This window comes from Exiguobacterium sp. BG5(2022) (assembly GCF_031844365.1).
Lineage (GTDB): Bacteria > Bacillota > Bacilli > Exiguobacteriales > Exiguobacteriaceae > Exiguobacterium > Exiguobacterium profundum.
The window spans coordinates 1,790,236-1,811,500 of record NZ_JAUZVB010000001.1 but is presented as its reverse complement, the minus strand read 5'-3'; the positions used below and the strand labels follow the sequence as shown (position 1 = coordinate 1,811,500).

The window sequence follows — 21,265 nt, the reverse complement described above, 5'->3', positions numbered from 1 at the left end:
GGACATGGATAAACTCATCTCAGAATCACGTACAACACGAAAAACCATTGCCAATCGTCACGTAGCTGTAGTCGGATTAGGATATGTCGGACTCCCTGTCGCTGTTGCGCTAGGTGGCGTAGGAGACGTCATCGGAGTAGACATCAATGAAACGCGTATCAATGAGCTTACCCTTCATCTCGACAGCACGCGAGAAGTTGAATCAGTAGACCTTGAGCAAGCAGCGGTCTTATATACGACGGATGTCGCCAAACTTGAAGAGGCGGATTTCATTATCGTGGCTGTGCCGACACCCATCAATGATCAAAATCAACCAGATCTAGGACCGATTTGTAGCGCGACTCGTGCTGTTGGAGCGCATTTGCGACCGGGCACGATTGTCGTATACGAATCTACGGTCTATCCGGGACTGACAGAGGAAGAGTGTATCCCATTACTTGAAAAAACATCGGGTCTCCGGGCCGGGATTGATTTTAAAGTCGGCTACTCTCCAGAACGAATTAATCCAGGCGACCGTGAGCATACATTCCGCACAATCAAAAAAGTCGTAGCTGCCGAGGATGAAGAAACACTCGATGTGGTAGCGGCTGTTTATGAGACGGTAGTCGATGCCGGCGTTCATCGTGCTTCCTCGATTAAAGTGGCTGAGGCGGCCAAAGTGATCGAGAATACACAGCGAGATTTGAACATCGCGTTGATGAATGAATTGGCCATCATCTTCGATCGCATGAACATCGATACGCTCGAGGTGTTAGAGGCTGCCGGGACGAAATGGAACTTCCTAAACTTCCGACCAGGTCTAGTCGGTGGACATTGTATCGGCGTCGACCCATTCTATTTGACGATGAAGTCTGAAATGCTCGGTTATCATCCGGAAGTGATTTTAGCAGGTCGTCGAATCAACGAGACGATGGGACGTTTCGTCGCCACATCATTGATAAAAACGATGATTAGTCAAAACATGGCCATTCTCGGATCGCGCGTAACGGTCCTCGGGATGTCCTTCAAAGAGAACGTCAGTGATATCCGAAATTCGAAAGTGGCTTCCTTGATTCGAGAGGTCGAGGAGTTCGGCTTAGAAGTGCAAGTGTGTGACCCGCTCGTCGATCCGGAAGAGGTACGACGAGAGTATGGAATCGATGTCAAATCATACTGTGACTTAAAACCAGCGGATGTCGTCATCTATGCCGTGTCTCACGATGAATTCGTTCAAGAGGGTTGGACGATTGCGAAACGCCAGCTGAAGTTAGGTCGTGGCATCGTCATTGACTTGAAAGGCATGCTCGATCGCGCGATGAAGCCGGAGGAGGTGCACTTATGGCGCCTTTAAAGATTCTCCAGTTCTGCGCTGTCGATATGACAGCGGATGTGTTGCTACGTCCTCTCATTGAGTCGCTGAAGGCGGAAGGACACGAAGTCGACGTCGCGTGTGCTTACGGTGATCGGACGGATCGTCTTCGGGACGAAGGATGGGTCATTCATACGTTGCCAATCGATCGAAAGTTTAGCCCGAAGCGTAATCTACAGACCATTCAAGAGTTGGTGAGGTTATTGCGCCGCGAAAAATATGATGCCATTCACGTCCACACCCCGGTGGCCGCAGCGTTAGGAAGAGTTGCGGCCCGCATTGCCAGGACACCACATATTCTCTATACCGCACATGGATTTTACTTCCACGAACGAATGGGTCGAATCGCATACGAACTCGTCTTCTGGTTAGAGAAATCACTCGCGGCATTAGCGACCGATTGGTTGTTGCTCCAAAGCGAGGAAGATTACTCACTCGCTAAAACAAGACATTTCAAAGAGGACGAACGATTGATGCATCTCGGAAACGGGATTGATTTAAATCGATTTTATCCGACAGAGAAACACATTTCCCCAGAACATTTAAAGTTCTTGTTTGTCGGAAGGCTCGTTCAAGAAAAAGGAATCCTAGATTTACTTCAGGCGTTCGATGAACTGACGAAACGCTATCCGAACGCGACGTTGACGATTGCTGGAGAGTTGATGACGAGTGAACGTGATCAAGAGACGGCGAAACAAGTCGAGGCGCATTTAGCCCAAAATCCACAGATTCATTACGCCGGATTCGTTCGGGATACCCCCTCTTTATTTGCAGCACACGACGTCTTTTTACTTCCCTCTTATCGTGAAGGATTGCCACGCTCTATTCTTGAAGCCATGGCGTCCGGATTACCTGTCATCGCTACCGATATCCGTGGCTGTCGAGAAGAAGTCACGGATGGGGAAACCGGCTTTCTCGTTCCGGTCGGTCGACCTGAGGCACTGACCTTGGCGATGCGCTGGTTCATTGAACATCCTGAACAGTGTTATTCATTCGGGCAACGTGGTCGCGAAGTGGTCGAAGAAAAATTTGACGAAACGAAAATTTTAAGTCGTCAACTTCACCTGTTCGCACAAATTAGTAGCCGTGAAGTGGGATGAACCGATACGTCAATCACGTAAGGGGGAGGCGACATGGGAAAGCAACAACTGATTGATCACTTACAAGAGGCTTCTTCGGACGGTCGCCTCACCATCTACATGTATCAGAAATGGCAAAAGATTCACGGCGGGGCAACCGTGGTGGAATTATTGGAAATGTACGGATCATGGTCGAATGTACTGCGTTTGGCTGGGTTGGAACAGCAAACGCCACGGTTCACAAAAAAGGAAATGATTCAAATGCTTCGTGAAGCGGCGAAAGAGCATGATTCATTCAATAGTGCCGATTATCGAAAGTGGGCCATGACCAATGATGCACCGACGTTGACAGAGGTCGTCATTCAGTTCGGATCGTGGAAAGTGGCACTGATTGAGGCGAATTTGAAGAGTATCATCTCGTTCGATCAAAAATGTGAAATCATCCAATCGTTACTTGATGCCAATGAAGAGCTTCATCCATTGACGTCGACCGCTTATGCCAAATGGGCCAAGCAGAACCAACGTCCGAGTATCACGAAAGTGGTGAGGCGTTTCGGGTCTTGGTCCCAAGCGTTAGACGAGATTGGCATCTCAACGCGAGAGCTGTTCACGGAGAAGCAAATGATGGACGCGCTACACGAGGCAGATGAACATTTGACCGCTCTCTCACCATGGGGTTATGAAGTGTGGCAAAAAGAAAAGGGCAATCGTCCGACATTAAAAGACATTCAACAAATGTTTGGTTCATTTGATGTGGCGGTCCGAGAGATGCGTCAAACCGCAAACCAAAGTGGAGGGAGATGAGAAAATGCGAGTTGTACTCTGCACGGGCGACCACTGGAGTTCAACACTTGTCTATCAAGCGATACGAGATTTAGGCGTCACACATGTGATCATGGAAGATGGTCCGACACCGACTCATGTCAACACGTGGAAAGAACTTCTGACACAATCGTACATTTCCTTCCTGACTCCCATAATGCGGCGGTTCAGTCGAGAACGAATCGCGGAGTTGCAGTCGCGGTATGCTTTCTGTGACGATTCGATTCCGGAACAGCGTATGACGCGTGTCGTTTCCTTACAAGATAAAAAAGCGAAACATACGATTCGACACCTGCAACCGGACGTCATCATCATGTACGAAGTTGCGGAAATGAACGAACGATTGTTACAAGAAATGAACTGTCCCATCTTAACCATCACCCCATCGATGGCAGTGGGACAACGAGAAGCATATTGGGGATTCCATAACCACACATCGAGAAAAGAAGTTCGACTTTGCCAGTGGACGAAGAAAGGATGGACCCCACTAACGAGTGAAGTAATCTATACAGGTGGAACGGACAACTTCTCGACCTTCCCTTATATTTATTTGGCGACGAGTCTCCCGATGTTACAAAAACATCTTCAAATAGGACCGCAAGAAGACACCGAGCGACGAAAAAAAGTCCAAGCCTGAGGCTTGGACTTAACTGTTAGCGATACAATAGTATTGGATGGCCTCGTTATAATACGCAGCGAGCCCCGGCTCGAAGCGATCATAAAATGCGGTGAATCGTTCATCCGTCACATACATCTGTCCGAGTCCACTGAACATATCGAGTGAACAGTCGTAAAAGTGTGTGTCGATGAACAGATGATTGTCTTTCACAATCGATTGAACTCGGTCGTCATCGATTGCGATTTGTGAACGAAATAAATCAACGAGTGGCGCAATCAAATCGAGTTGCATTTGATTGATGCGTTCCCAGTCCGCTTTCGATCGCTTCTGCGCACGTTCTTGTGCTGTCTTGTAAGCTGAAGTCTCTCCCCAACGTTCCTGCACTTCCTCTTGATGTTTCGCCTCGTGAGCTTGAATCTCCTCATAAGATAATCCATAAAATAATGACTTGTCATCCATTGGAATCCCTCCTTTGAGTGAGGTGAGGGTCGCTTCTGCCGTCTCGGCAAGCTGAGCGAAATAGGCTGCTTTCTGTCGCAACGCCTCGATATGTCCACTCAACACATCAATCCGGTTGAACGTCGTTGAATCAAGCAATTCTCCGATTTGATCGAGAGGAACATCGAGCGTGCGATAGAGTAAGATGAGTTGCAACCGTTCCGCATCGCGCGAAGAATAACGCCGATAGCCGTTGGCGTCACGGTTCGCAATGAGAAGACCGATTGCGTCATAATGTCGAAGCGTTCGCGTTGTCGTTCCAGCGAGTGACGCAAGTTGTTGAATCGAATACATCCCTTCACCTCCTTAGTCAAAGCGTAAAGGTTGACGTCACGTCAAGGTCAAGCCTTTTTTCAAACAGTGAGAATCCATTTCGTTCGCCGATATAGTGGAAACCGAATCGAGGATAGTAGTTATTTAAGAAGGCGTTATCGGCAACACAGTCCAATCGAATGGTCGAAGACGTGTTTGCTAAGGCATGCTGCATCAAACGTTCCCCGATGCGTTCACCTTTTGCACTCGAGTCCGTGACGAGTCGATGCAAGTAGACGGCACCGTCCGGGTCGTCCCATAGATTATGGTCCCAGTCAGTCGGAGGAATCAGGCTGACGGCACCGACGATTTGCTGATCTCGTTCGTAGACAAACACCGTCCCGTTTGTCAAATCGTGACGGACATAGTCGGAACGACTCGGCTCTAAATATTTGACCCATTGCGACTTTCCGGCTACTTGGAACTCTTTTGCTTTCTTTAAAATCAATTGATCGACTGCTGAAAAATCCTCCATTGTGGCAAATCGAAACATGATGAAGCACCTCGCTTTCATTTCTTTTCAAAATCGTGTAGGGTACACGTTGAGTATGCTGATGAAACATCTTTGTATCATCGAATGTTTTTTGGTAAGATAAATTTATTGCATCGTGCAAACGATTGCGCTAATGATATAAAGTTCACAGCACGAATAAGATAAGTATAAATGATGAGCAGTGAGTTTTGGGATAAGGAGTATCTAGATCACATGCAACTTTTACAACGAGAACAACAAACACAAACGCTTAAACGCAACTGGTGGAAAGAAGCCGTCGCCTATCAAATTTATCCGCGTAGCTTTTATGACGCGAACGGGGACGGAATTGGAGACATTCAAGGAATCATTGATAAGCTCGACTATTTGAAAGACCTCGGTATTGATGTTATCTGGATTTGCCCGATGTATAAATCGCCAAACGATGATAACGGTTATGACATTAGTGACTATCAAGATATCATGGACGAGTTCGGTACGATGGAAGACTTCGACCGCTTATTGGACGAAGTGCATCAGCGCGGTATGAAGCTGTTGCTCGACCTCGTCGTCAACCATACGTCGGATGAGCACCCTTGGTTCATTGAATCGAAGAGCTCAAAAGACAATCCGAAGCGCGACTGGTATATCTGGCGCGACGGAAAACCGGACGGGTCGAAGCCGAATAACTGGGAATCGATCTTTGGTGGCTCGGCTTGGGAATTCGATGAAACGACGGAGCAATACTACTTGCATGTCTTCTCGAAGAAACAGCCGGACCTCAATTGGGAAAATCCTGAGATGCGTACAGCGGTATACGATATGATCAACTGGTGGCTCGAAAAAGGGATCGACGGATTCCGTGTCGATGCAATCAGCCATATTCGCAAGAATCCGACGTTCGCCGACTTGCCAAACCCGAACGACCTCGACTTTGTACCGTCGTTCGAGATGCACATGAACGTGGACGGAATTCACGACTATTTAGAAGAGCTTCGTGACGAGACGTTCAATAAACATGACATCATGACGGTCGGTGAAGCGAACGGCGTCTCACCTGACGATGCCCATCTATGGGTCGGTGAAAAGGAAGGGAAGATGAACATGGTCTTCCAATTCGAACACATGGACCTTTGGAGTGAAGATGCCGATTCGAAACTCGATGTCGTTCACTTGAAGAACGTGTTGACGAAATGGCAAAAAGGACTTGAGGCCGATGGATGGAACGCCCTTTACGTCGAAAACCATGACCAGACGCGTACGGTCTCGAAATGGGGAGACGATGAGCGTTACTGGAAAGAAAGCGCGAAGTCGATTGCGATGATGTACTTCCTCATGCAAGGGACGCCGTTTATCTATCAAGGTCAAGAAATCGGGATGACGAACGTCAAATTCGATTCGATCGATCAATATGATGACATCGCGACACGCAACCGCTACTATATCGGTGTCGAGCAAGGGAAGAGTCATGACGAGATGATGCGCATCACGTGGAACTCGTCACGCGACAACACGCGGACACCGATGCAGTGGAGTGATGCCCCGAACGCCGGATTCACGTTCGCAGAGCAGCCATGGGTCGGCATCAACCCGAACTATACGGATATCAACGTCGAATCACAGCTTGAAGATGAGGACTCAATCTTTAACTTCTATAAAGAGATGATTCAACTTCGTAAAGATAATGAGACGTTTGTTTACGGGGCGTATGATGTCGTCTTGCCGGAACACCCGGAAGTCTATGCGTATACGCGTACGCTCGGTGACACGCAGTACCTCGTCGTCACGAACTTGACGGCGAAAGAGACGATGTTTGATATGGATCAGACACTTCGTGCGCAAGATGTCGTCTTGAGCAACATGCCGGTTGAAGGCGATGCGGAATCATCGCTCCTTCACTTGAAACCGTTCGAAGGTCGCGTGTATAAAATTAGCTAATCTTTCAAGTTTGAAGACCGTAGGCGAGAAGTCGACTACGGTCTTTTTAATATGAATAAAGGGGATGCACGGGGATGATGAGAATGCTTTAGAAAAGATTCAATAAGGAGGGAAACAAATGAAACTACTATTGACGTCCGCTGGCGTTAAAAACGAGAGCATCAAGCAGGCACTTTTGGAATTATTGGGCAAGCCGATTGAAGAGTGTAATGCACTCTGTATCCCAACAGCCATTTATGCGTTGAACGGGGGAACGAAACACGCATGGAACTTTTTCAACGGAGATTTCTCGACGCCGATGTGTGAGTTGGGCTGGAAGTCGGTTGGGGTGCTTGAACTGAGCGCACTCCCGAGTATCGATGAGTCGGTGTGGAGACCGGCGTTTGATAAGGCAGACGTATTATTGGTGAATGGGGGGCGATCCGCTCTTTCTCTACCATTGGATGAAACAGTCCGGGGTAGCCTCGCTGCTCCCGTCCTGGAAAGGCGTCTACGTCGGATTGAGTGCAGGTAGCATGGTGATGACACCACGAATTGGAGAAGCGTTTGTCGGATGGCGCGCATCCGACGAGCAGAGTGATGATACATTAGGGTTTGTCGACTTCTCGATTTTTCCTCATCTCGACCACGAAATGTTACCGGAGAACACGTCACGAGATGCTGCAGAATGGGCGGAGACATTACAGTCGCCGGCCTATGCGATTGACGACGAGACCGCGATTCGTGTAAACGAAGGGAAGATCGATGTGATTTCGGAAGGAAAGTGGAAGAAGTTTTTCTGACTGTATAAAAGTAATAGGGAGGAGACAGGAGAGATTGAATCCATTTACGTATCATCGAAAAACAAATCGAATCATCGTACGACCGTTAGAGAAACGAGATTATGACACATGGTTAAGCGGCTTTACAAATCGTCTCGTTTCACAACATGTATATGACCCAGGGAAATTAGATATGAGCGACTGTACGTCCGTTTGGTTCGGTCAGCTAGTCGACACACACCAATCACTCGCACATGAAGACCGTGCGCATGTCTTTGGGATTTTCCGGCTTGAAGATGGGATACATCTCGGCATGGTGGATTTCTCGACATTGGCGCGAGATGGATTTCATTGGGGTCGGGTCGGGTATACCATCCATAACCAACATTGGCAAAACGGATATGGCACAGAGGCGGTCGATTTAGCGATGCGCATCGCCTTTGACGACTTAAATTTTCAACGGGTCGAGGCACACATCAATCTCGACAATGAGGCATCCGTTCGTCTCGCAGAGCGCGTCGGCATGTCGTATGAATGCACGAGAGAGGGATTTATTTTTGAGAATGATGAGTGGGTAGACCATCTCGTCTATGTGAAAACGAAGCACCGTCGATAGAACGACTCCTACCACATATGGTACGATGAGTTGACGGAAAGGGGGATGAGCATGGCGATTGAACCACTTCGCGTGCGTGTCCAGCAAACAACACGGATGAGTGACATTCCGGAGCCGATCGAACTATCGGCTGACGGCGTATACTATCCATTGAAGACTGGCTTTATTTTAATGTTTGACCAACAACAAGAGGACGGAACTGTCCCGACGACAATCAAGTACACGCCGGAACGATTGGCGCTCATCTGCAAAGGACCGATCGAGATGAACCATTCCTTCATCGAAGGTCGCTTCACGCAAAGCTTATATAAGAATGCCTATATGTCGATGACGATGGCGACGACGACATCGCGACTCGATGTGTCTGAAGAGTCATGTACGTTCGTATATGAATTATCCATGAATGAAGAAAACGTGGGTATATACGAAGTACATGTCACATGGACATTTGAAGGAGGAGAGAGCGTATGAACTTCACAGAACGCGTAAATAAGATTGAAGAGATGTTGAACGAAGACTGGTTCGAGATGCTCGAAACGAATGAAGAAGAGTATGAAGAGTGGCGCGGTCGCCTTGAAGACCATGCTGAACAAGTCATCATGCATTATGACCAAGAAAACGGAGTCGATATTGATTCAATCGATAAATTGCTTCAACTGAACGATGAGTTCCCGCTCCTTTACGGGGAAGACACCGTTCGCCTGTACATCGCACTTATTGAGGCGCGGTCAGAAGACAAAGCGGTCTACGATCGGTACGTCGATTATTTGGCAGCCATCAGTGATGCATCGCATGAACAGTTTTTACATTTCCATACGCTCGTCGAAGCAGGTCGGTTGGAAGAAGCGAGACAACTCGCGCCACATATGCCACAACGGCTCGGACTCGAAGAGTAAGCATGTCAAAAGTGTCATCTGAACAGGATGGCACTTTTTTTCATGCCTGAAAGGGGACACACTTCGACGAGAACGTCCATTTTATTTCGAAGGTATCTTCTCTAAGATGAAGGAACAAGGAAATCAAACAGAGAACGCGAATGGAAATGGTTAAAGGGGGAAATGTGATGTTAAGACTAATCAAAACATCTGTCGAACAAAAAGAACAGATTCTCGCATTTTTACAAGAATGGTACGAACGTGATGAGCGAATCGTCCCGACTTCAGTGGACCGTGAAACGACCGACTTCGAGGCATATGTCAACACGTTACGTCAGAAAGAGTTACGTGAACATATAGAGAAAGGTTGGGTCCCGAGCACAACGTATTGGCTCACGGACGGGGAGGAGCTTCTTGGCGCGACGAACATTCGTCATGAGCTGAACGAATCGCTCTTGAAGATTGGCGGGCATGTCGGGTATGGGGTGAAACCGAGCGCACGCGGGCGTGGACTCGCCACAATCCAACTGCAACTTGCGCTTGAGAAAGTGAAAGAACTTGGAATCGAGCGGGCACTCATCACGTGTAACCGGACAAATATAGCTTCCCGTCAAGTCATTTTAAACAATGGTGGCATTGCGGACACACCGTATACGGAAGAAGACGGGACAGTCGTCGAGCGGTTTTGGATTGACTTGAAAGGGTGAGGACGAGATGGCGAACTGGATCATCATCTATTTGGCGCTGATTAACTTCTTCGGCATCTATTTGTTCCGAGAAGAGACCGTTCCTTCGAAAAAATGGTTCTCTTTCTCGAGCGGCATCGCCATCACGTACTTCTTCATGTATCTTTTGCCGTCCCTGAACAAACGCCAGGACACGCTTCGTGTCGATTGGTTGAATTTGGCGTTACCTTCAGAAATCTACATCGTCAGTCTCATCGGTTTCACGTTGTTTTACGGCACCATGCGGTTCGTTCGTACCCCTCACTTTCAAGATGAGGCGGTCGACCGGGCCGTTTCGTATTGGTTACAGGTGACACTCCTCACGGCCTATATGACCTTCTCGGCGTACGTGGTGACAGCCGACTCGGTGACGTTCGTTGCGAGAAGTTTCTATGCGACAGCGCTCGGTGTCCACTTTTTAGCGCTCGGGCATGACTTAAATCGTCATTATGGTGAACGTTACATGCGACAAGGACGCTATTTGTTGAGTGGTGGGATTTTACTTGGTGGGTTCTTTTCACGCTGGATTGACTTGGCGGCGCACGTCGAAGCGCTCTGTTTTGCCTTTGTGGCCGGGGCGATGATTCTCAATATCGTGAAGTTTGAACTGCCATCCGACCGAAATTTGCACTTCCGCACGTTCGTATTGGCCGTGTGCAGCTATGGGGGATTATTGCTCATATTGAAACATCTTCTAAACTTCTGATGAGAACTTCACAAAAATGAATGACTGTTCATTCATCATTTGATATACTGAATTCAAGATTGAATCCGTTTTCAAAAGGGGGAGTTTTGGGGATGTCTACATTTTTAATCGTCAACTGGATTCTATTCTTGCTCGTCCTCGGCTATGGTGTATATTTATTTGCTACGCTAGTTCATCAGCGTTATACGTTCATCAAGCTCGGGAAGAAGGCAGAATGGAGCCAAACGAACAAAGAACGACTCGAACAGGTCATGATCAACGTGTTCGGTCAAAAGAAATTGTTGAAAGATAAGAAGAGTGGCGCAATTCACGTCATGATGTTTTATGGCTTCATCCTCGTCCAATTCGGGGCGATTGATTTTATTTGGAAAGGACTAGCGGTGGGAACACGTTTCCCGCATATCCCGCTCGGTCCGCTTTATCCAATCTTTACGTTCATGCAAGAAATCGTCATGCTCATGATTCTCGTTGCGGTCGTTTGGGGATTCTACCGTCGTTACGTCGAGAAGCTCGTGCGCTTGAAACGAAACTTTTTAGCAGGTCTTGCCCTCATCTTCATCGGCGGGTTGATGGTTTCCGTATTGTTCGGGAACGGTTTTTACCTCGTCTATAAAGAAGAGCTTCCAATGTGGGGCGAACCGGTCGCGACGCTCATCGGCTCAGCATTTGCTTGGGTACCGGGCTCTGTCGCTTTCGCTTTATTCGTCGTCTTTTGGTGGATGCACCTTTTATTCTTGCTCAGCTTCATGGTCTACATCCCACAAGGAAAACACGCACACTTGATTGCCGGAACGCTCAACGTATGGCTCGGTCGCACGCACAAAGTCGGTCGCTTGGCACCTGTTGATTTTTCAGCGATGGAAGAAGCGGAAGAGTCGGATGAAGAGATTGTCTTCGGGGTCAACAAGATTGAAGACTTCAACCAGAAGCAGCTCGTCGACTTGTATGCCTGTGTCGAGTGCGGGCGTTGTACGAATGTTTGTCCGGCAACAGGAACTGGGAAGATGTTGTCGCCGATGGACTTAATCGTCAAACTTCGTGACCATATGAATATGAAAGGCGCGGCGGTCACGAGAAAATCACCGTGGGCACCTGCACTCATGTTCCAAAACACGCAAGGTGCTGAAATCGCAGCAGCTGCGCAAGACGGTCATATGCTCGTCGCAGACGAGTTGATCGGCAACGTCATCACGGAAGAAGAAATTTGGGCTTGTACGACTTGCCGTAACTGTGAAGACCAGTGTCCGGTCATGAACGAACACGTCGATAAAATCATTGACCTTCGTCGTTACCTCGTCATGATGGAAGGGAAGATGGACCCTGAGGCACAGCGTACGGTCGCCAATATCGAGCGTCAAGGAAACCCGTGGGGAATGAACCGGAAAGAACGCGAGAACTGGCGTAAGGATACAGAGCTCGTCATCCCGACGGCGAAAGAGAAGAAAAAAGCAGGCGAGGAATTCGAGTATCTCTTCTGGGTCGGCGCGATGGGGTCTTACGATAGCCGTAGCCAAAAAGTCGCGCAGAGCTTTGCGAGCGTCTTGAACAAGGCAGGCGTCTCATTCGCCATTCTCGGAAATGAAGAGAAAAACTCAGGGGATACACCACGTCGAATCGGAAACGAGTTGCTGTTCCAAGAACTCGCTGAAGCGAACATTAAACTATTTGAGAAGTATGGGGTGACGAAAATCGTCACGGTCGACCCGCACGCGTACAATACGTTCAAAAATGAGTATCCGGACTTCGGTTTGACTGATGTGAAGGTGTATCATCATACGGAGTTGCTCGCGGAGTTACTTGACACAGGTCGGATTCAGCCAGACCTTCACGTGAACGAACGTGTCGTCTATCACGACTCTTGTTACCTTGGTCGTTATAACGGCATTTACGATGCACCACGATTCGTCCTAGAACGCATACCGGGTGTCGAACTCGTCGAAGCGACACGTAACCGTGAAAACGGTATGTGTTGTGGAGCCGGTGGTGGTCTCATGTGGCAGGAAGAAAAAGTCGGGACACGTGTCAACGTGGCTCGGACAGAACAGTTACTTGAGACGAAACCGACTGTTATCGGTTCGGCATGTCCGTACTGTTTGACGATGTTATCTGATGGAACAAAAGCGAAGGAAGTCGATGAGACCGTCGGCACGTTCGATGTCGTCGAATTGCTCGATCGCTCGCTGAAGGCCATCGAGATACCAGAACCAGTTGTCCAATAATACATGAAGGCACGGTCCGCGGACCGTGCCTTGTTTGTTTACTGCATCTCAGAGGTGGATAGAAGGGAAGAGGTCAAGTGAGATAACCCTTGCGTCGTCTCGTTGATCGATGAAATGGTCTCGACCATCTGTCCGAGATCTTGTTTGTTTCGTTCGAAAGAAAGAACGTATTGGCCCATTTCTTCTTGAACGGTCGAAAAACCAGCTTTGACGGTGCTTAGTTGGCGCATCGCTTCATCGTTCGTCCGATGCATTTGCCCCATTTGCTCGAGGAGGGCCGCGATGTTCGTCTCATTTTCATGAATGAGCGCGTTGATTTGACTGCTCAGTTGTTTTGCGTTCTCCGCAAGTGTGCGTACCTCGGTGGCGACGACGGCGAACCCTTTTCCGTGTTCTCCTGCGCGAGCCGCTTCAATCGAAGCGTTTAAGGCGAGTAAGTTCGTTTGGTTAGCAATTTGTTCGATGCTCTTGGTCATGCTGACAATATCCTGTGAACCTTCTTTTAGGGCGGTAATTCGATCGAGCGAAGTATCGACGTAGGTGGCCGACTGTTTGAACTCTACTTCCATCTGTTCGATTTGATTTCCGTTCGTGTGCGTCAATTTCATCAAATGACGACTCATTTTTTCCGTTTGCTCCGTTTCCGCAAGGACTTGGTGAGCACGATTGCTCGTTTCAGACATGGCGTGTCCGGTTTGTTCCATCGTAGTCGCCACTTCTGTGCTGACGCGTGTCACGTCACTCAACAGGGACGCACGAGCTTGGTTCGCAGACTCGATTTCATCGAGGCGGGCGTTGACGTATTGTTCGGTGACGATTTGTGCGTCTAAATTCATCGCGTGTGACAACGCTAAGAGGGACTCACTTAAGAGGGCAGGATCGTGTTGATACGTTTCAACCACTTTTGGGATGAGCAACGTATTAAATGCCGAGTACGTCGCCAAGAACCAGACGACAGGCACGGCGAAGTGGTGGTGCGTCTGTCCCATTCGTTTCCGCATTGCCAAGAATTTATCATCGATGTTCCCTGTTAGTAGGCTGCGGAAATAATCGGCGAATACCTTTTTTAATCGTTCTCTTGTGGATGATGCGTTCGCAATCTGTACCATTTCCGGTTGCAGCATTAAGTGGTCGAGTACGTTTTCAAGTACATCGTCAAGTACTGACTCGACGAGTGGAGCCATACCTTGCAGTCGTTTTACTTGAGAGGTCGTGTATCCCATGTAGTGAGTGCGACCATTCAAGCTTGAGTCGGCTGGTTTAGCGATTGTCTGGATTTCAGGAAAGCCGGTAGTGGCGACGAAGTGATTGGATGGTGTTTTACGAAAAAGTGCCATATATTTTTCTCCTTCTCTTTCATATCTAAAATGTCATTCTCTTCTATATCGGCAAAAGAGTGAAGAAACTGAGAAGTAAATGTGTTATGAAAGAGGTTCGCAGACGAATGGATCTGGGAAAGGATGATTGAGGAACAGAATATTCAATCTCAATGTAAGGAGTGTGTCCCATGAAAAACATGGTTGTCCTATTGACGATTGTCAGTGCTCTTAGTAGTCAAATTCTTCCGCAGATCTTATTTTTATCTATTATGGCAGTCGAAGAAGGTGTCGGGCGTCTCATTCCATTCTTGATTTTTTATGTAGCCAGTATGTCCGGTCTATTATTGTGGGTTTATGTCATTGGACGCCGTGGTTCTAAAGATACCTTTTTAATCGCCTTGGTCGTACTCGTTGTCGGTCTCGTTTGTTTCGTTCTCCCGTTTGAGCGTGCGATTGAATGGAGCGCCTTTTTAGTCGGGGTTGGATCAATTGGAGTCGGGTCGATTATGACGACGATTTTATCGCAATTAAACGAACTGAAACCAGCTGCTGATCCAGATTCAAAAGAAGATAAAGGGAGCTCCTGGCCGTTGGTTCTGATGTTAGTCGGTTGGATTGCGATATTCTCTTATGCATTGACACAGTCATACAATCTGGCCATCGCTCTCTTTTTGGTCAGTTTGATTCTACCATGGCTTTTTGTTCGGAAATTACCGCTTCAAAAATCGGCGACTTGGCAGTTTGAAACTCGTTCTTTTCTCCGTGCCTTCATCGCGGTCACCGTTTTTACATTGATTAGTCGTCTGCTCAGTCTTTTAGAAGGGGCGCGTGGCTATATCGAAGTATTTGGCTTAATGATTATTTTGCTCGTTTATGTTGGATGGTTATTGTACCAAAAGCGCGTCCGAGACTTTATTGGAGCGAGTCGCACCCGTCAGGTTCAATTGCTGTCGTTTGTGATTGGATTGTTCGGTGGTTGGACGTTAATTGGTGCCGTCTTTGTCAGTCTTGCCTTGTACTCGTTTCAAGTTCTCATTTTTTATGTATTTGTCCCATTTTTAGTAGGCGTCATCGGCTGGATTTTATTTAGTCGTATATTTGATTTCGCACGTCACCCATACCTCGTGTTACTCGTGTCCTCCCTCATCTTTTTCCTAGGATTTATCGAGCCACTTGCGTTCATCCCTGTCTTATTTGTCAGTGGGTATACGCAGACGATGTACTCGAGTGTAAGCCATACGTATCTGTTTGATCAATATGGGGAAAATAAGGAGTTTGCTTCCTTGCTCTTGCAGCTGTGGAAGCGGTTTGGGATGGTCGTTGCGTACTCCTTCTTAATGATTGGATTGTTAGGGTACGGTTTGTACGTTGGGCAGACGGTCAACGAGGAATTATCGTTTCAAATTCCAAAAGCATGGATGTTCGGTGTTCTAGGACTTACGTGGATTTTCAATATTGGATTGATCAGCCTGTACTGGTTCCGAGTTCGTCCGAGTAGAATACATGAATCATAATTTTCCCTAGCTTTTTCATATCGCTTTTGTTTATAATGAGGAGTGATGTTTAACTAGTGACGGAAAAGGAGTGTCCTTTAATGAATAAATCGTTGATTGATTTCGTTTATGAACTTCTCCAAGAAACTGGCGAACAGCCTGTTTCTTTTGATGAGATTCGCGAAAAAATCAAGCAAAACTATACGTTTGCGAGTGAAGAGGAAGAGCTCGAAAAAATCGCACAACTTTACACCGATTTGAACATCGACGGGTTGTTCGTCAACTTAGGAGCAAACCGTTGGGCGCTTCGTGTTTGGTACCCATTCGATAAGTCGGATGAGGATCTCGTCATCGAAGCACGTCAACGTGGTGAACTTGACGAATTCGAAGAAGAGTTCGAAGAAGCAGACGAAGGCATCGTCGATATCGAGGATGACTTGGATGTATTCGCAAAAGTTGAAGACTATGATTCATCTGAATTTGATGATGAGGACGAAGAAGAAAAAGTAGAAGGCCTTGACGATTTCAAGGACGATGACTTGGACGACGACCTCGATATCGAAGACGAGGATGATTTATAAGAGACCGCAAAAAAGCCGGGCATCGCGCCCGGCTAGGCGTGTCTCTTTTTCTTTTTTAGTCGTGTTCATCGACTTGAAAAAAAGAAAAAATAATATCTTGACGACTGCATCGTCTCTGGCGTAAATTAGTCATGGGCTAGTTTAGCACGTAACGATGCAGCAAAAGTGTCCTCCATTTTCGGGGGCACTTTTGCTTTTTTTGTTTTTTCGTTTCCCGATGGTTGGTATTCAAGAGAGGAGAAAGAAACATGACAAAGTACATTTTCGTAACAGGCGGGGTAGTATCTTCGCTCGGTAAAGGGATCACGGCAGCTTCGCTCGCGCGTCTACTCAAAAATCGAGGACTCAACGTCACGATTCAGAAGTTTGACCCATACATCAACATTGACCCAGGTACGATGAGCCCGTATCAACACGGAGAAGTATTCGTCACAGATGATGGCGCTGAGACTGACCTTGACCTCGGACACTATGAGCGCTTTATCGACATCAACTTGTCGCAAAACGCGAACGTCACATCAGGGCGCATTTATTCAACTGTCTTGAAGAAAGAGCGTCGTGGAGACTATAACGGTGGGACGGTTCAGGTCATTCCGCATATCACGAACGAAATCAAAGACCGTGTCTTCCGTGCAGGACGCGAGACGAACGCCGATGTCGTCATCACAGAGATTGGTGGAACAGTCGGGGATATCGAGTCCCTTCCGTTCATCGAAGCGATTCGCCAAGTGAAGAATGACATCGGGAAAGAGAACGTCATGTACGTCCACTGTACACTCGTCCCTTACCTTCGTGCCGCAGGTGAGATGAAGACAAAACCGACACAACACAGTGTCAAAGAGCTTCGCAGCTACGGAATTCAACCGGATATCATTGTCCTTCGTACGGAGCATGACATCCCAGAAGACATGCGTGAAAAAATCGCCCTCTTCTGTGATACGCGCAAAGAAGCGGTCATCGAGGCGCAAGACGCATCGACACTTTATGAAGTACCGCTCAACCTTCAAAAACAAGGAATGGACCAACTCGTCAACGACTACTTCGGTTTCAATTCACCGGCTGCTGACATGACGGCTTGGAAAGAACTCGTCCACACGGTCACACACCTTGAGAAGAAAGTGAAAATCGCACTCGTCGGGAAATATGTCGAATTGCGTGATGCGTATATCTCGGTCGCGGAAGCACTCAAACATGCGGGTTATGCGTTCAACGCGGATATCGACATCGACTGGGTCAACGCGGAAGACGTGACGGCTGAAAACGTCTCAGACATCCTCGGCGATGCGGACGGAATCCTCGTTCCAGGTGGATTCGGTGAGCGTGGAATCGAAGGGAAGATTGAAGCGACACGTTTTGCTCGTGAAAACAACGTCCCATTCTTCGGAATCTGTCTCGGGATGCAACTTGCGACGGTCGAGTTTGCCCGTAACGTCTTGAAGTTGGACGGCGCACATACTGCAGAAATCGATCCGTCGACACCGTATCCGATCATCGACCTTCTTCCAGAGCAAAAAGATATCGAGGATCTTGGCGGCACACTTCGTCTTGGACTTTATCCATGTAAACTCGAAAAAGGGACGAAAGCGCATGCGGCATACGATCAAGAACTCGTATACGAGCGTCATCGTCACCGTTATGAGTTCAACAACGAATACCGTGAAGCGTTTGAAGCAGAAGGCTTCAAGTTCTCAGGTACGAGCCCAGACGGTCGTCTCGTAGAAATCATTGAGATTCCAGAACACAAATGGTTCGTGGCATCACAGTTCCACCCAGAATTGATTTCGCGTCCAGAACGTCCACAACGTCTATTCCATGACTTCATCCAAGCATCACTTGGAGAATAAGTGATTGAAAGCCACGGTCCATTGCGGACCGTGGTTTTTCTACGTCAAAAGCATGAGAGGGAAAGCGCCTTCGGCAGGATACATCCCTATCACTTTGTGGGTACACTAGAAATAGAACGGGGAGAGGGTGAGGGCACATGAAAGAACGACATTCGATTTATCTTGGATATGGATTAGGGCTTGTCGCGCTCAGTCTGTTGCCGTTCGTCGTCTTGCCTTCCCTTTTATTGCCGTATCAACTTGGCTGGACAGGTGTTGTTTTACTCGCCCTCTCGGTCGGGTTACTTCGGGCGATTCGGGACGGCTCGAACGTCATCCTAAAGCAGATGTGGAAGATCACGTTCTCTCTCTTCTTGATTTTCGTTCTCGTCTATTATGTTTCATTCGGACTCATCCTTTATGACACATACGGATTGGATCGTTTACTAGAACAATATGAACGACAGGCGGTCTGGGTGTTTGCAGCATTTAGCTTTTTACAACCTATTGCGTTACCCGTTCCGGAAGCGGTCAGCGTGCCGATTGGGAGTGTCGCGCTCGGACCGTTTCGTGCCGCTTTGGTCGGAAGCGTTGCGACGACACTTGGAATCTTTGTCATGTATGGACTGGCCCGATTTGGTCGAGGGCGCATGATTCGTTGGGTCGATGAAGAAAAACTGAAGACGTACGATCGATATGTCGATCGATACGGTCTTGGTGTCTTGCTCGTCTTATTTATCATTCCGATTTTACCTGACGAGGTCATCTGTCTCGCTGCGGGGTTTAGTCGTGTACCGTTTCTGCGCTTTGCGGGTATCGCGTTCGGGGCAAAACTCGTCACGTCGTTCGGACTTGCTTATTCTGTCTCGATTGGACAATTGTTTATGACCGATTCGAGTCCAATCGCGATCGCTTCTGTCATGGCAAGTGTGATTGTCTTGATTCTTGCGTTCATTTGGCGCAAACGAAAAAAAGGAGATTCGAACGGGACACAAGAATAAGGTAAGGACGATTTATAGAGAGGAAGACAACATGCGACAAGATCAAGAAGTGGTCATTCGACCGATTGAAGAACAGGATCTATCACGACTCTGGGAATTGATTTATCGAGATGCGGTACCGGAATGGAAACAGTGGGACGCGCCTTACTTCGAACACAAGTCAATGTCTTACGAAGAGTTTCAGCAAATCGAGCGATCGTTCATCAAAAAAGAAGACATGTGGGTCATTGAGGTCAGTGGAACGGTATATGGCACGGTTTCCTATTATTTCGAAGATGCCGGACGAGAGTGGCTCGAGATGGGCATCATCTTGCATCAATCCGACCGCTGGAATCGAGGTGTCGGGACGCGTGCCCTTCGTCTATGGACGAAACATTTGTTTGAAACGTTACCGGTCGTCCGCGTGGGATTGACGACATGGTCAGGGAACGAGCGAATGATGCGGGTCGCTGAAAAAGTAGGGATGCAGCTTGAAGGTCGAATTCGTCAAGTGCGTGTCGTGAACGCGAAACGCTACGATTCGATTCGGATGGGCATGTTACGCGAAGAATGGATGAAAACAGGTACGCCGTCTATTTAAAGACGACGTACCTGTTTTGTATGATTTTGTATATATTTGTCGCCATATTGACGATTTCATTCGTGAAGAGTTTGCTACAATCGAATCGATTGAATTAAATAGGAGAGAATAAGAATGAAACGACACATGTTAGTTATTGTGATGTTATTGATTGGGATGGGCACATGGTATTACATCGCGGGAGCCGCCCCGACGATTAAAAAAGTTCCGACACCATCCTTTACCGGACAATACCCCGGGTTACACTTAACGGTAGAGAGTGAACAAGCGAAAAGATATACGACATCAATCTCTGTTCCGAGAACGGATTATGAAATGCTAAACGAGGAGCTGGATGCATTCATTTTAGAAAAGAAAGAAGCATTTCAACACAACCTCACCCCTAGTCACGGTCAAACGGGTCACTTAAATATTCAGACCGATACATATCAAACGAATCAGACTGAATACACGCTAGTCGTTCATACTTATGCATTCACTGGTGGTGCGAATGGTCAAACCACTGTCGACGTATTTCGGATGAACCTTTCGGACGGAACGTTCGTTGAATGGGATGATGTCTTACGTGATGACCAACATGCATTAGAATGGTTCAAGCATAGCGTCATCACACAATTACAACATCAAGAATACGTATTTGAGGATCAGTTACGTGAAGCGATTAAACACCCTAAATCGACGAAGTGGATACTGACGTCCTCTGGTCTAGATGTCATATTTGACGAGTATGAAGTGGCGGCGGGAGCGGCAGGTGTGGTAGAAGTTCATATTCCGATGAAGGAAGTTGAGCCGTTTTTGTTATCCGAATTAGATACGCCCACTGCACAAGAAGATTCTCCAATCATGAGTCCCTCAAATAAGCCGCTTGAACCCAATGGGAAATATGTTGCACTGACGTTCGATGATGGACCCCATCCGATTGTGACACCTCACATTCTTGAGACACTTGAGAAATACCAAGCGCGTGCTACGTTCTTTATGTTAGGAAGTCAGATGGAATTCTATCCTGATGTAGCGAGACAAGTAGCGTTGTCAGGTCATGAGCTAGCAAATCATACTGAACATCACCCGGATTTGACACAATTGTCTGAGAAGGGAGTCAAAGAGGAACTCGAACAGGTTGATGAACGAATTGAGAGGCTTACGGGACAACGCCCATCATTGGTTCGTCCACCATACGGGGCTAAAAATGAAATGATTGAGCAGATCATTCAGACAAAGGAGCAGACCCTTGCACTATGGACGGTCGATTCTCTTGATTGGAGTCACCGTAATGCCGATCAAATGTATCGCTTGATTATGGACAATGTCCATCCAAGTGCTGTTGTCTTGATGCATGATATTCATGAGTCCACAGCTGAAGGGTTGCCGAAAGTTCTCGATGCGCTGAAACGTGAAGGGTACACGTTTGTGACGATGAGTGAGCTCTTGACGTTGAAATAGTAAATGAACCCGCCGTGATAAACGGCAGGTTCATT

At 47.6% G+C, this 21,265-nt stretch carries 20 protein-coding genes and 1 pseudogene; 18 read left to right on the top strand and 3 right to left on the bottom strand.

All coding sequences use genetic code 11. The annotated features are described in order from the left end of the window. Positions 1 to 4 precede the first annotated feature (4 nt). From Q9R25_RS09235 to Q9R25_RS09220, 4 genes are read left to right on the top strand one after another with little or no spacing between them, the layout of a single operon-like run. A complete protein-coding gene (locus tag Q9R25_RS09235) occupies positions 5 to 1,330 on the top strand; it encodes a nucleotide sugar dehydrogenase (RefSeq protein ID WP_196431291.1) in 1,326 nt (441 codons plus the stop codon). Next, complete coding sequence (locus Q9R25_RS09230; RefSeq protein WP_012727419.1) at positions 1,318 to 2,448, top strand: glycosyltransferase family 4 protein; 1,131 nt, start codon at positions 1,318 to 1,320, stop codon at positions 2,446 to 2,448. The genes Q9R25_RS09235 and Q9R25_RS09230 overlap by 13 nt, the downstream gene beginning before the upstream one ends. Positions 2,449 to 2,481: 33 nt before the next feature. Beyond that, positions 2,482 to 3,231 carry a hypothetical protein gene (locus tag Q9R25_RS09225; RefSeq protein ID WP_078147699.1) on the top strand — a complete coding sequence of 250 codons (750 nt, stop codon included), beginning with the start codon at positions 2,482 to 2,484 and terminating at the stop codon, positions 3,229 to 3,231. A gap of 4 nt (positions 3,232 to 3,235) precedes the next feature. Beyond that, positions 3,236 to 3,886 carry a hypothetical protein gene (locus Q9R25_RS09220; RefSeq protein ID WP_311283069.1) on the top strand — a complete coding sequence of 217 codons (651 nt, stop codon included), beginning with the start codon at positions 3,236 to 3,238 and terminating at the stop codon, positions 3,884 to 3,886. Between the two features lie 9 nt (positions 3,887 to 3,895). Here Q9R25_RS09220 and Q9R25_RS09215 read toward each other — a convergent pair whose 3' ends face one another. Together Q9R25_RS09215 and Q9R25_RS09210 are read right to left on the bottom strand one after the other, a co-directional pair. Then, on the bottom strand, positions 3,896 to 4,660 hold the full coding sequence (locus tag Q9R25_RS09215; protein ID WP_311283068.1) for a MerR family transcriptional regulator: 765 nt from the start codon (positions 4,658 to 4,660) through the stop codon (positions 3,896 to 3,898). A 16-nt stretch (positions 4,661 to 4,676) separates the two neighbouring features. After that, the gene (locus Q9R25_RS09210; RefSeq protein WP_311283067.1) at positions 4,677 to 5,171 is read right to left on the bottom strand and encodes a GNAT family N-acetyltransferase; all 495 of its coding nucleotides are present in this window, start codon (positions 5,169 to 5,171) and stop codon (positions 4,677 to 4,679) included. Between the two features lie 213 nt (positions 5,172 to 5,384). On the opposite strand from Q9R25_RS09210, the gene Q9R25_RS09205 reads away from it, so the two are divergent. The 8 genes and pseudogenes from Q9R25_RS09205 (at position 5,385) to Q9R25_RS09170 (ending at position 12,990) form a co-directional block, all read left to right on the top strand. Further along, on the top strand, positions 5,385 to 7,088 hold the full coding sequence (locus Q9R25_RS09205; RefSeq protein ID WP_159563002.1) for a glycoside hydrolase family 13 protein: 1,704 nt from the start codon (positions 5,385 to 5,387) through the stop codon (positions 7,086 to 7,088). 118 nt (positions 7,089 to 7,206) lie between these two features. Further along, a pseudogene (locus Q9R25_RS09200) lies at positions 7,207 to 7,870 on the top strand (Type 1 glutamine amidotransferase-like domain-containing protein). Between the two features lie 34 nt (positions 7,871 to 7,904). Next, a complete protein-coding gene (locus Q9R25_RS09195) occupies positions 7,905 to 8,465 on the top strand; it encodes a GNAT family N-acetyltransferase (RefSeq protein ID WP_215243621.1) in 561 nt (186 codons plus the stop codon). 51 nt (positions 8,466 to 8,516) lie between these two features. Beyond that, the gene (locus Q9R25_RS09190; protein WP_159562999.1) at positions 8,517 to 8,936 is read left to right on the top strand and encodes a YwiB family protein; all 420 of its coding nucleotides are present in this window, start codon (positions 8,517 to 8,519) and stop codon (positions 8,934 to 8,936) included. Next, positions 8,933 to 9,361: a hypothetical protein gene (locus Q9R25_RS09185; RefSeq protein WP_159562998.1), complete on the top strand. Its 429-nt coding sequence runs from the start codon at positions 8,933 to 8,935 to the stop codon at positions 9,359 to 9,361. The genes Q9R25_RS09190 and Q9R25_RS09185 overlap by 4 nt, the downstream gene beginning before the upstream one ends. A 167-nt stretch (positions 9,362 to 9,528) precedes the next feature. Beyond that, complete coding sequence (locus Q9R25_RS09180) at positions 9,529 to 10,047, top strand: GNAT family N-acetyltransferase (RefSeq protein ID WP_159562997.1); 519 nt, start codon at positions 9,529 to 9,531, stop codon at positions 10,045 to 10,047. Between the two features lie 7 nt (positions 10,048 to 10,054). Next, entirely contained in the window at positions 10,055 to 10,771 is a 717-nt protein-coding gene (locus Q9R25_RS09175; protein WP_078147689.1) for a hypothetical protein, read from the top strand. A 92-nt stretch (positions 10,772 to 10,863) separates the two neighbouring features. Continuing rightward, on the top strand, positions 10,864 to 12,990 hold the full coding sequence (locus tag Q9R25_RS09170; protein WP_159562996.1) for a (Fe-S)-binding protein: 2,127 nt from the start codon (positions 10,864 to 10,866) through the stop codon (positions 12,988 to 12,990). Positions 12,991 to 13,028: 38 nt separating this feature from the next. Here the strand turns inward: Q9R25_RS09170 and Q9R25_RS09165 are convergent, their stop codons facing one another. Further along, positions 13,029 to 14,327 (bottom strand): globin-coupled sensor protein, encoded by a 1,299-nt coding sequence (locus Q9R25_RS09165; RefSeq protein WP_214690423.1) that lies wholly within the window; start codon positions 14,325 to 14,327, stop codon positions 13,029 to 13,031. A gap of 170 nt (positions 14,328 to 14,497) precedes the next feature. Between Q9R25_RS09165 and Q9R25_RS09160 the strand changes: the two genes are divergently transcribed. From Q9R25_RS09160 to Q9R25_RS09135, 6 genes are all read left to right on the top strand, one after another. Continuing rightward, positions 14,498 to 15,823, top strand: a complete 1,326-nt coding sequence (locus tag Q9R25_RS09160; RefSeq protein WP_196431282.1) for a hypothetical protein — start codon at positions 14,498 to 14,500, stop codon at positions 15,821 to 15,823. A gap of 80 nt (positions 15,824 to 15,903) precedes the next feature. Next, positions 15,904 to 16,383 (top strand): DNA-directed RNA polymerase subunit delta, encoded by a 480-nt coding sequence (gene rpoE, locus Q9R25_RS09155; RefSeq protein ID WP_074035668.1) that lies wholly within the window; start codon positions 15,904 to 15,906, stop codon positions 16,381 to 16,383. Between the two features lie 248 nt (positions 16,384 to 16,631). Continuing rightward, positions 16,632 to 18,227: a CTP synthase gene (locus Q9R25_RS09150; protein ID WP_074035670.1), complete on the top strand. Its 1,596-nt coding sequence runs from the start codon at positions 16,632 to 16,634 to the stop codon at positions 18,225 to 18,227. A 137-nt stretch (positions 18,228 to 18,364) separates the two neighbouring features. Continuing rightward, complete coding sequence (locus Q9R25_RS09145; protein WP_214690424.1) at positions 18,365 to 19,207, top strand: TVP38/TMEM64 family protein; 843 nt, start codon at positions 18,365 to 18,367, stop codon at positions 19,205 to 19,207. A 31-nt stretch (positions 19,208 to 19,238) separates the two neighbouring features. Next, a complete protein-coding gene (locus Q9R25_RS09140; RefSeq protein WP_074035674.1) occupies positions 19,239 to 19,787 on the top strand; it encodes a GNAT family N-acetyltransferase in 549 nt (182 codons plus the stop codon). Positions 19,788 to 19,901: 114 nt separating this feature from the next. Then, a complete protein-coding gene (locus tag Q9R25_RS09135; RefSeq protein WP_074035676.1) occupies positions 19,902 to 21,230 on the top strand; it encodes a polysaccharide deacetylase family protein in 1,329 nt (442 codons plus the stop codon). The last annotated feature ends 35 nt before the right edge of the window (positions 21,231 to 21,265 follow it).

Coding starts and splice junctions, on each gene's coding strand:
- Q9R25_RS09235 (WP_196431291.1), top strand. CDS start 5: ATGGATAAACTCATCTCAGAATCACGTACAACACGAAAAACCATTGCC.
- Q9R25_RS09230 (WP_012727419.1), top strand. CDS start 1,318: ATGGCGCCTTTAAAGATTCTCCAGTTCTGCGCTGTCGATATGACAGCG.
- Q9R25_RS09225 (WP_078147699.1), top strand. CDS start 2,482: ATGGGAAAGCAACAACTGATTGATCACTTACAAGAGGCTTCTTCGGAC.
- Q9R25_RS09220 (WP_311283069.1), top strand. CDS start 3,236: ATGCGAGTTGTACTCTGCACGGGCGACCACTGGAGTTCAACACTTGTC.
- Q9R25_RS09215 (WP_311283068.1), bottom strand. CDS start 4,660: ATGTATTCGATTCAACAACTTGCGTCACTCGCTGGAACGACAACGCGA.
- Q9R25_RS09210 (WP_311283067.1), bottom strand. CDS start 5,171: ATGTTTCGATTTGCCACAATGGAGGATTTTTCAGCAGTCGATCAATTG.
- Q9R25_RS09205 (WP_159563002.1), top strand. CDS start 5,385: ATGCAACTTTTACAACGAGAACAACAAACACAAACGCTTAAACGCAAC.
- Q9R25_RS09190 (WP_159562999.1), top strand. CDS start 8,517: ATGGCGATTGAACCACTTCGCGTGCGTGTCCAGCAAACAACACGGATG.
- Q9R25_RS09185 (WP_159562998.1), top strand. CDS start 8,933: ATGAACTTCACAGAACGCGTAAATAAGATTGAAGAGATGTTGAACGAA.
- Q9R25_RS09180 (WP_159562997.1), top strand. CDS start 9,529: ATGTTAAGACTAATCAAAACATCTGTCGAACAAAAAGAACAGATTCTC.
- Q9R25_RS09175 (WP_078147689.1), top strand. CDS start 10,055: ATGGCGAACTGGATCATCATCTATTTGGCGCTGATTAACTTCTTCGGC.
- Q9R25_RS09170 (WP_159562996.1), top strand. CDS start 10,864: ATGTCTACATTTTTAATCGTCAACTGGATTCTATTCTTGCTCGTCCTC.
- Q9R25_RS09165 (WP_214690423.1), bottom strand. CDS start 14,327: ATGGCACTTTTTCGTAAAACACCATCCAATCACTTCGTCGCCACTACC.
- Q9R25_RS09160 (WP_196431282.1), top strand. CDS start 14,498: ATGAAAAACATGGTTGTCCTATTGACGATTGTCAGTGCTCTTAGTAGT.
- rpoE (WP_074035668.1), top strand. CDS start 15,904: ATGAATAAATCGTTGATTGATTTCGTTTATGAACTTCTCCAAGAAACT.
- Q9R25_RS09150 (WP_074035670.1), top strand. CDS start 16,632: ATGACAAAGTACATTTTCGTAACAGGCGGGGTAGTATCTTCGCTCGGT.
- Q9R25_RS09145 (WP_214690424.1), top strand. CDS start 18,365: ATGAAAGAACGACATTCGATTTATCTTGGATATGGATTAGGGCTTGTC.
- Q9R25_RS09140 (WP_074035674.1), top strand. CDS start 19,239: ATGCGACAAGATCAAGAAGTGGTCATTCGACCGATTGAAGAACAGGAT.
- Q9R25_RS09135 (WP_074035676.1), top strand. CDS start 19,902: ATGAAACGACACATGTTAGTTATTGTGATGTTATTGATTGGGATGGGC.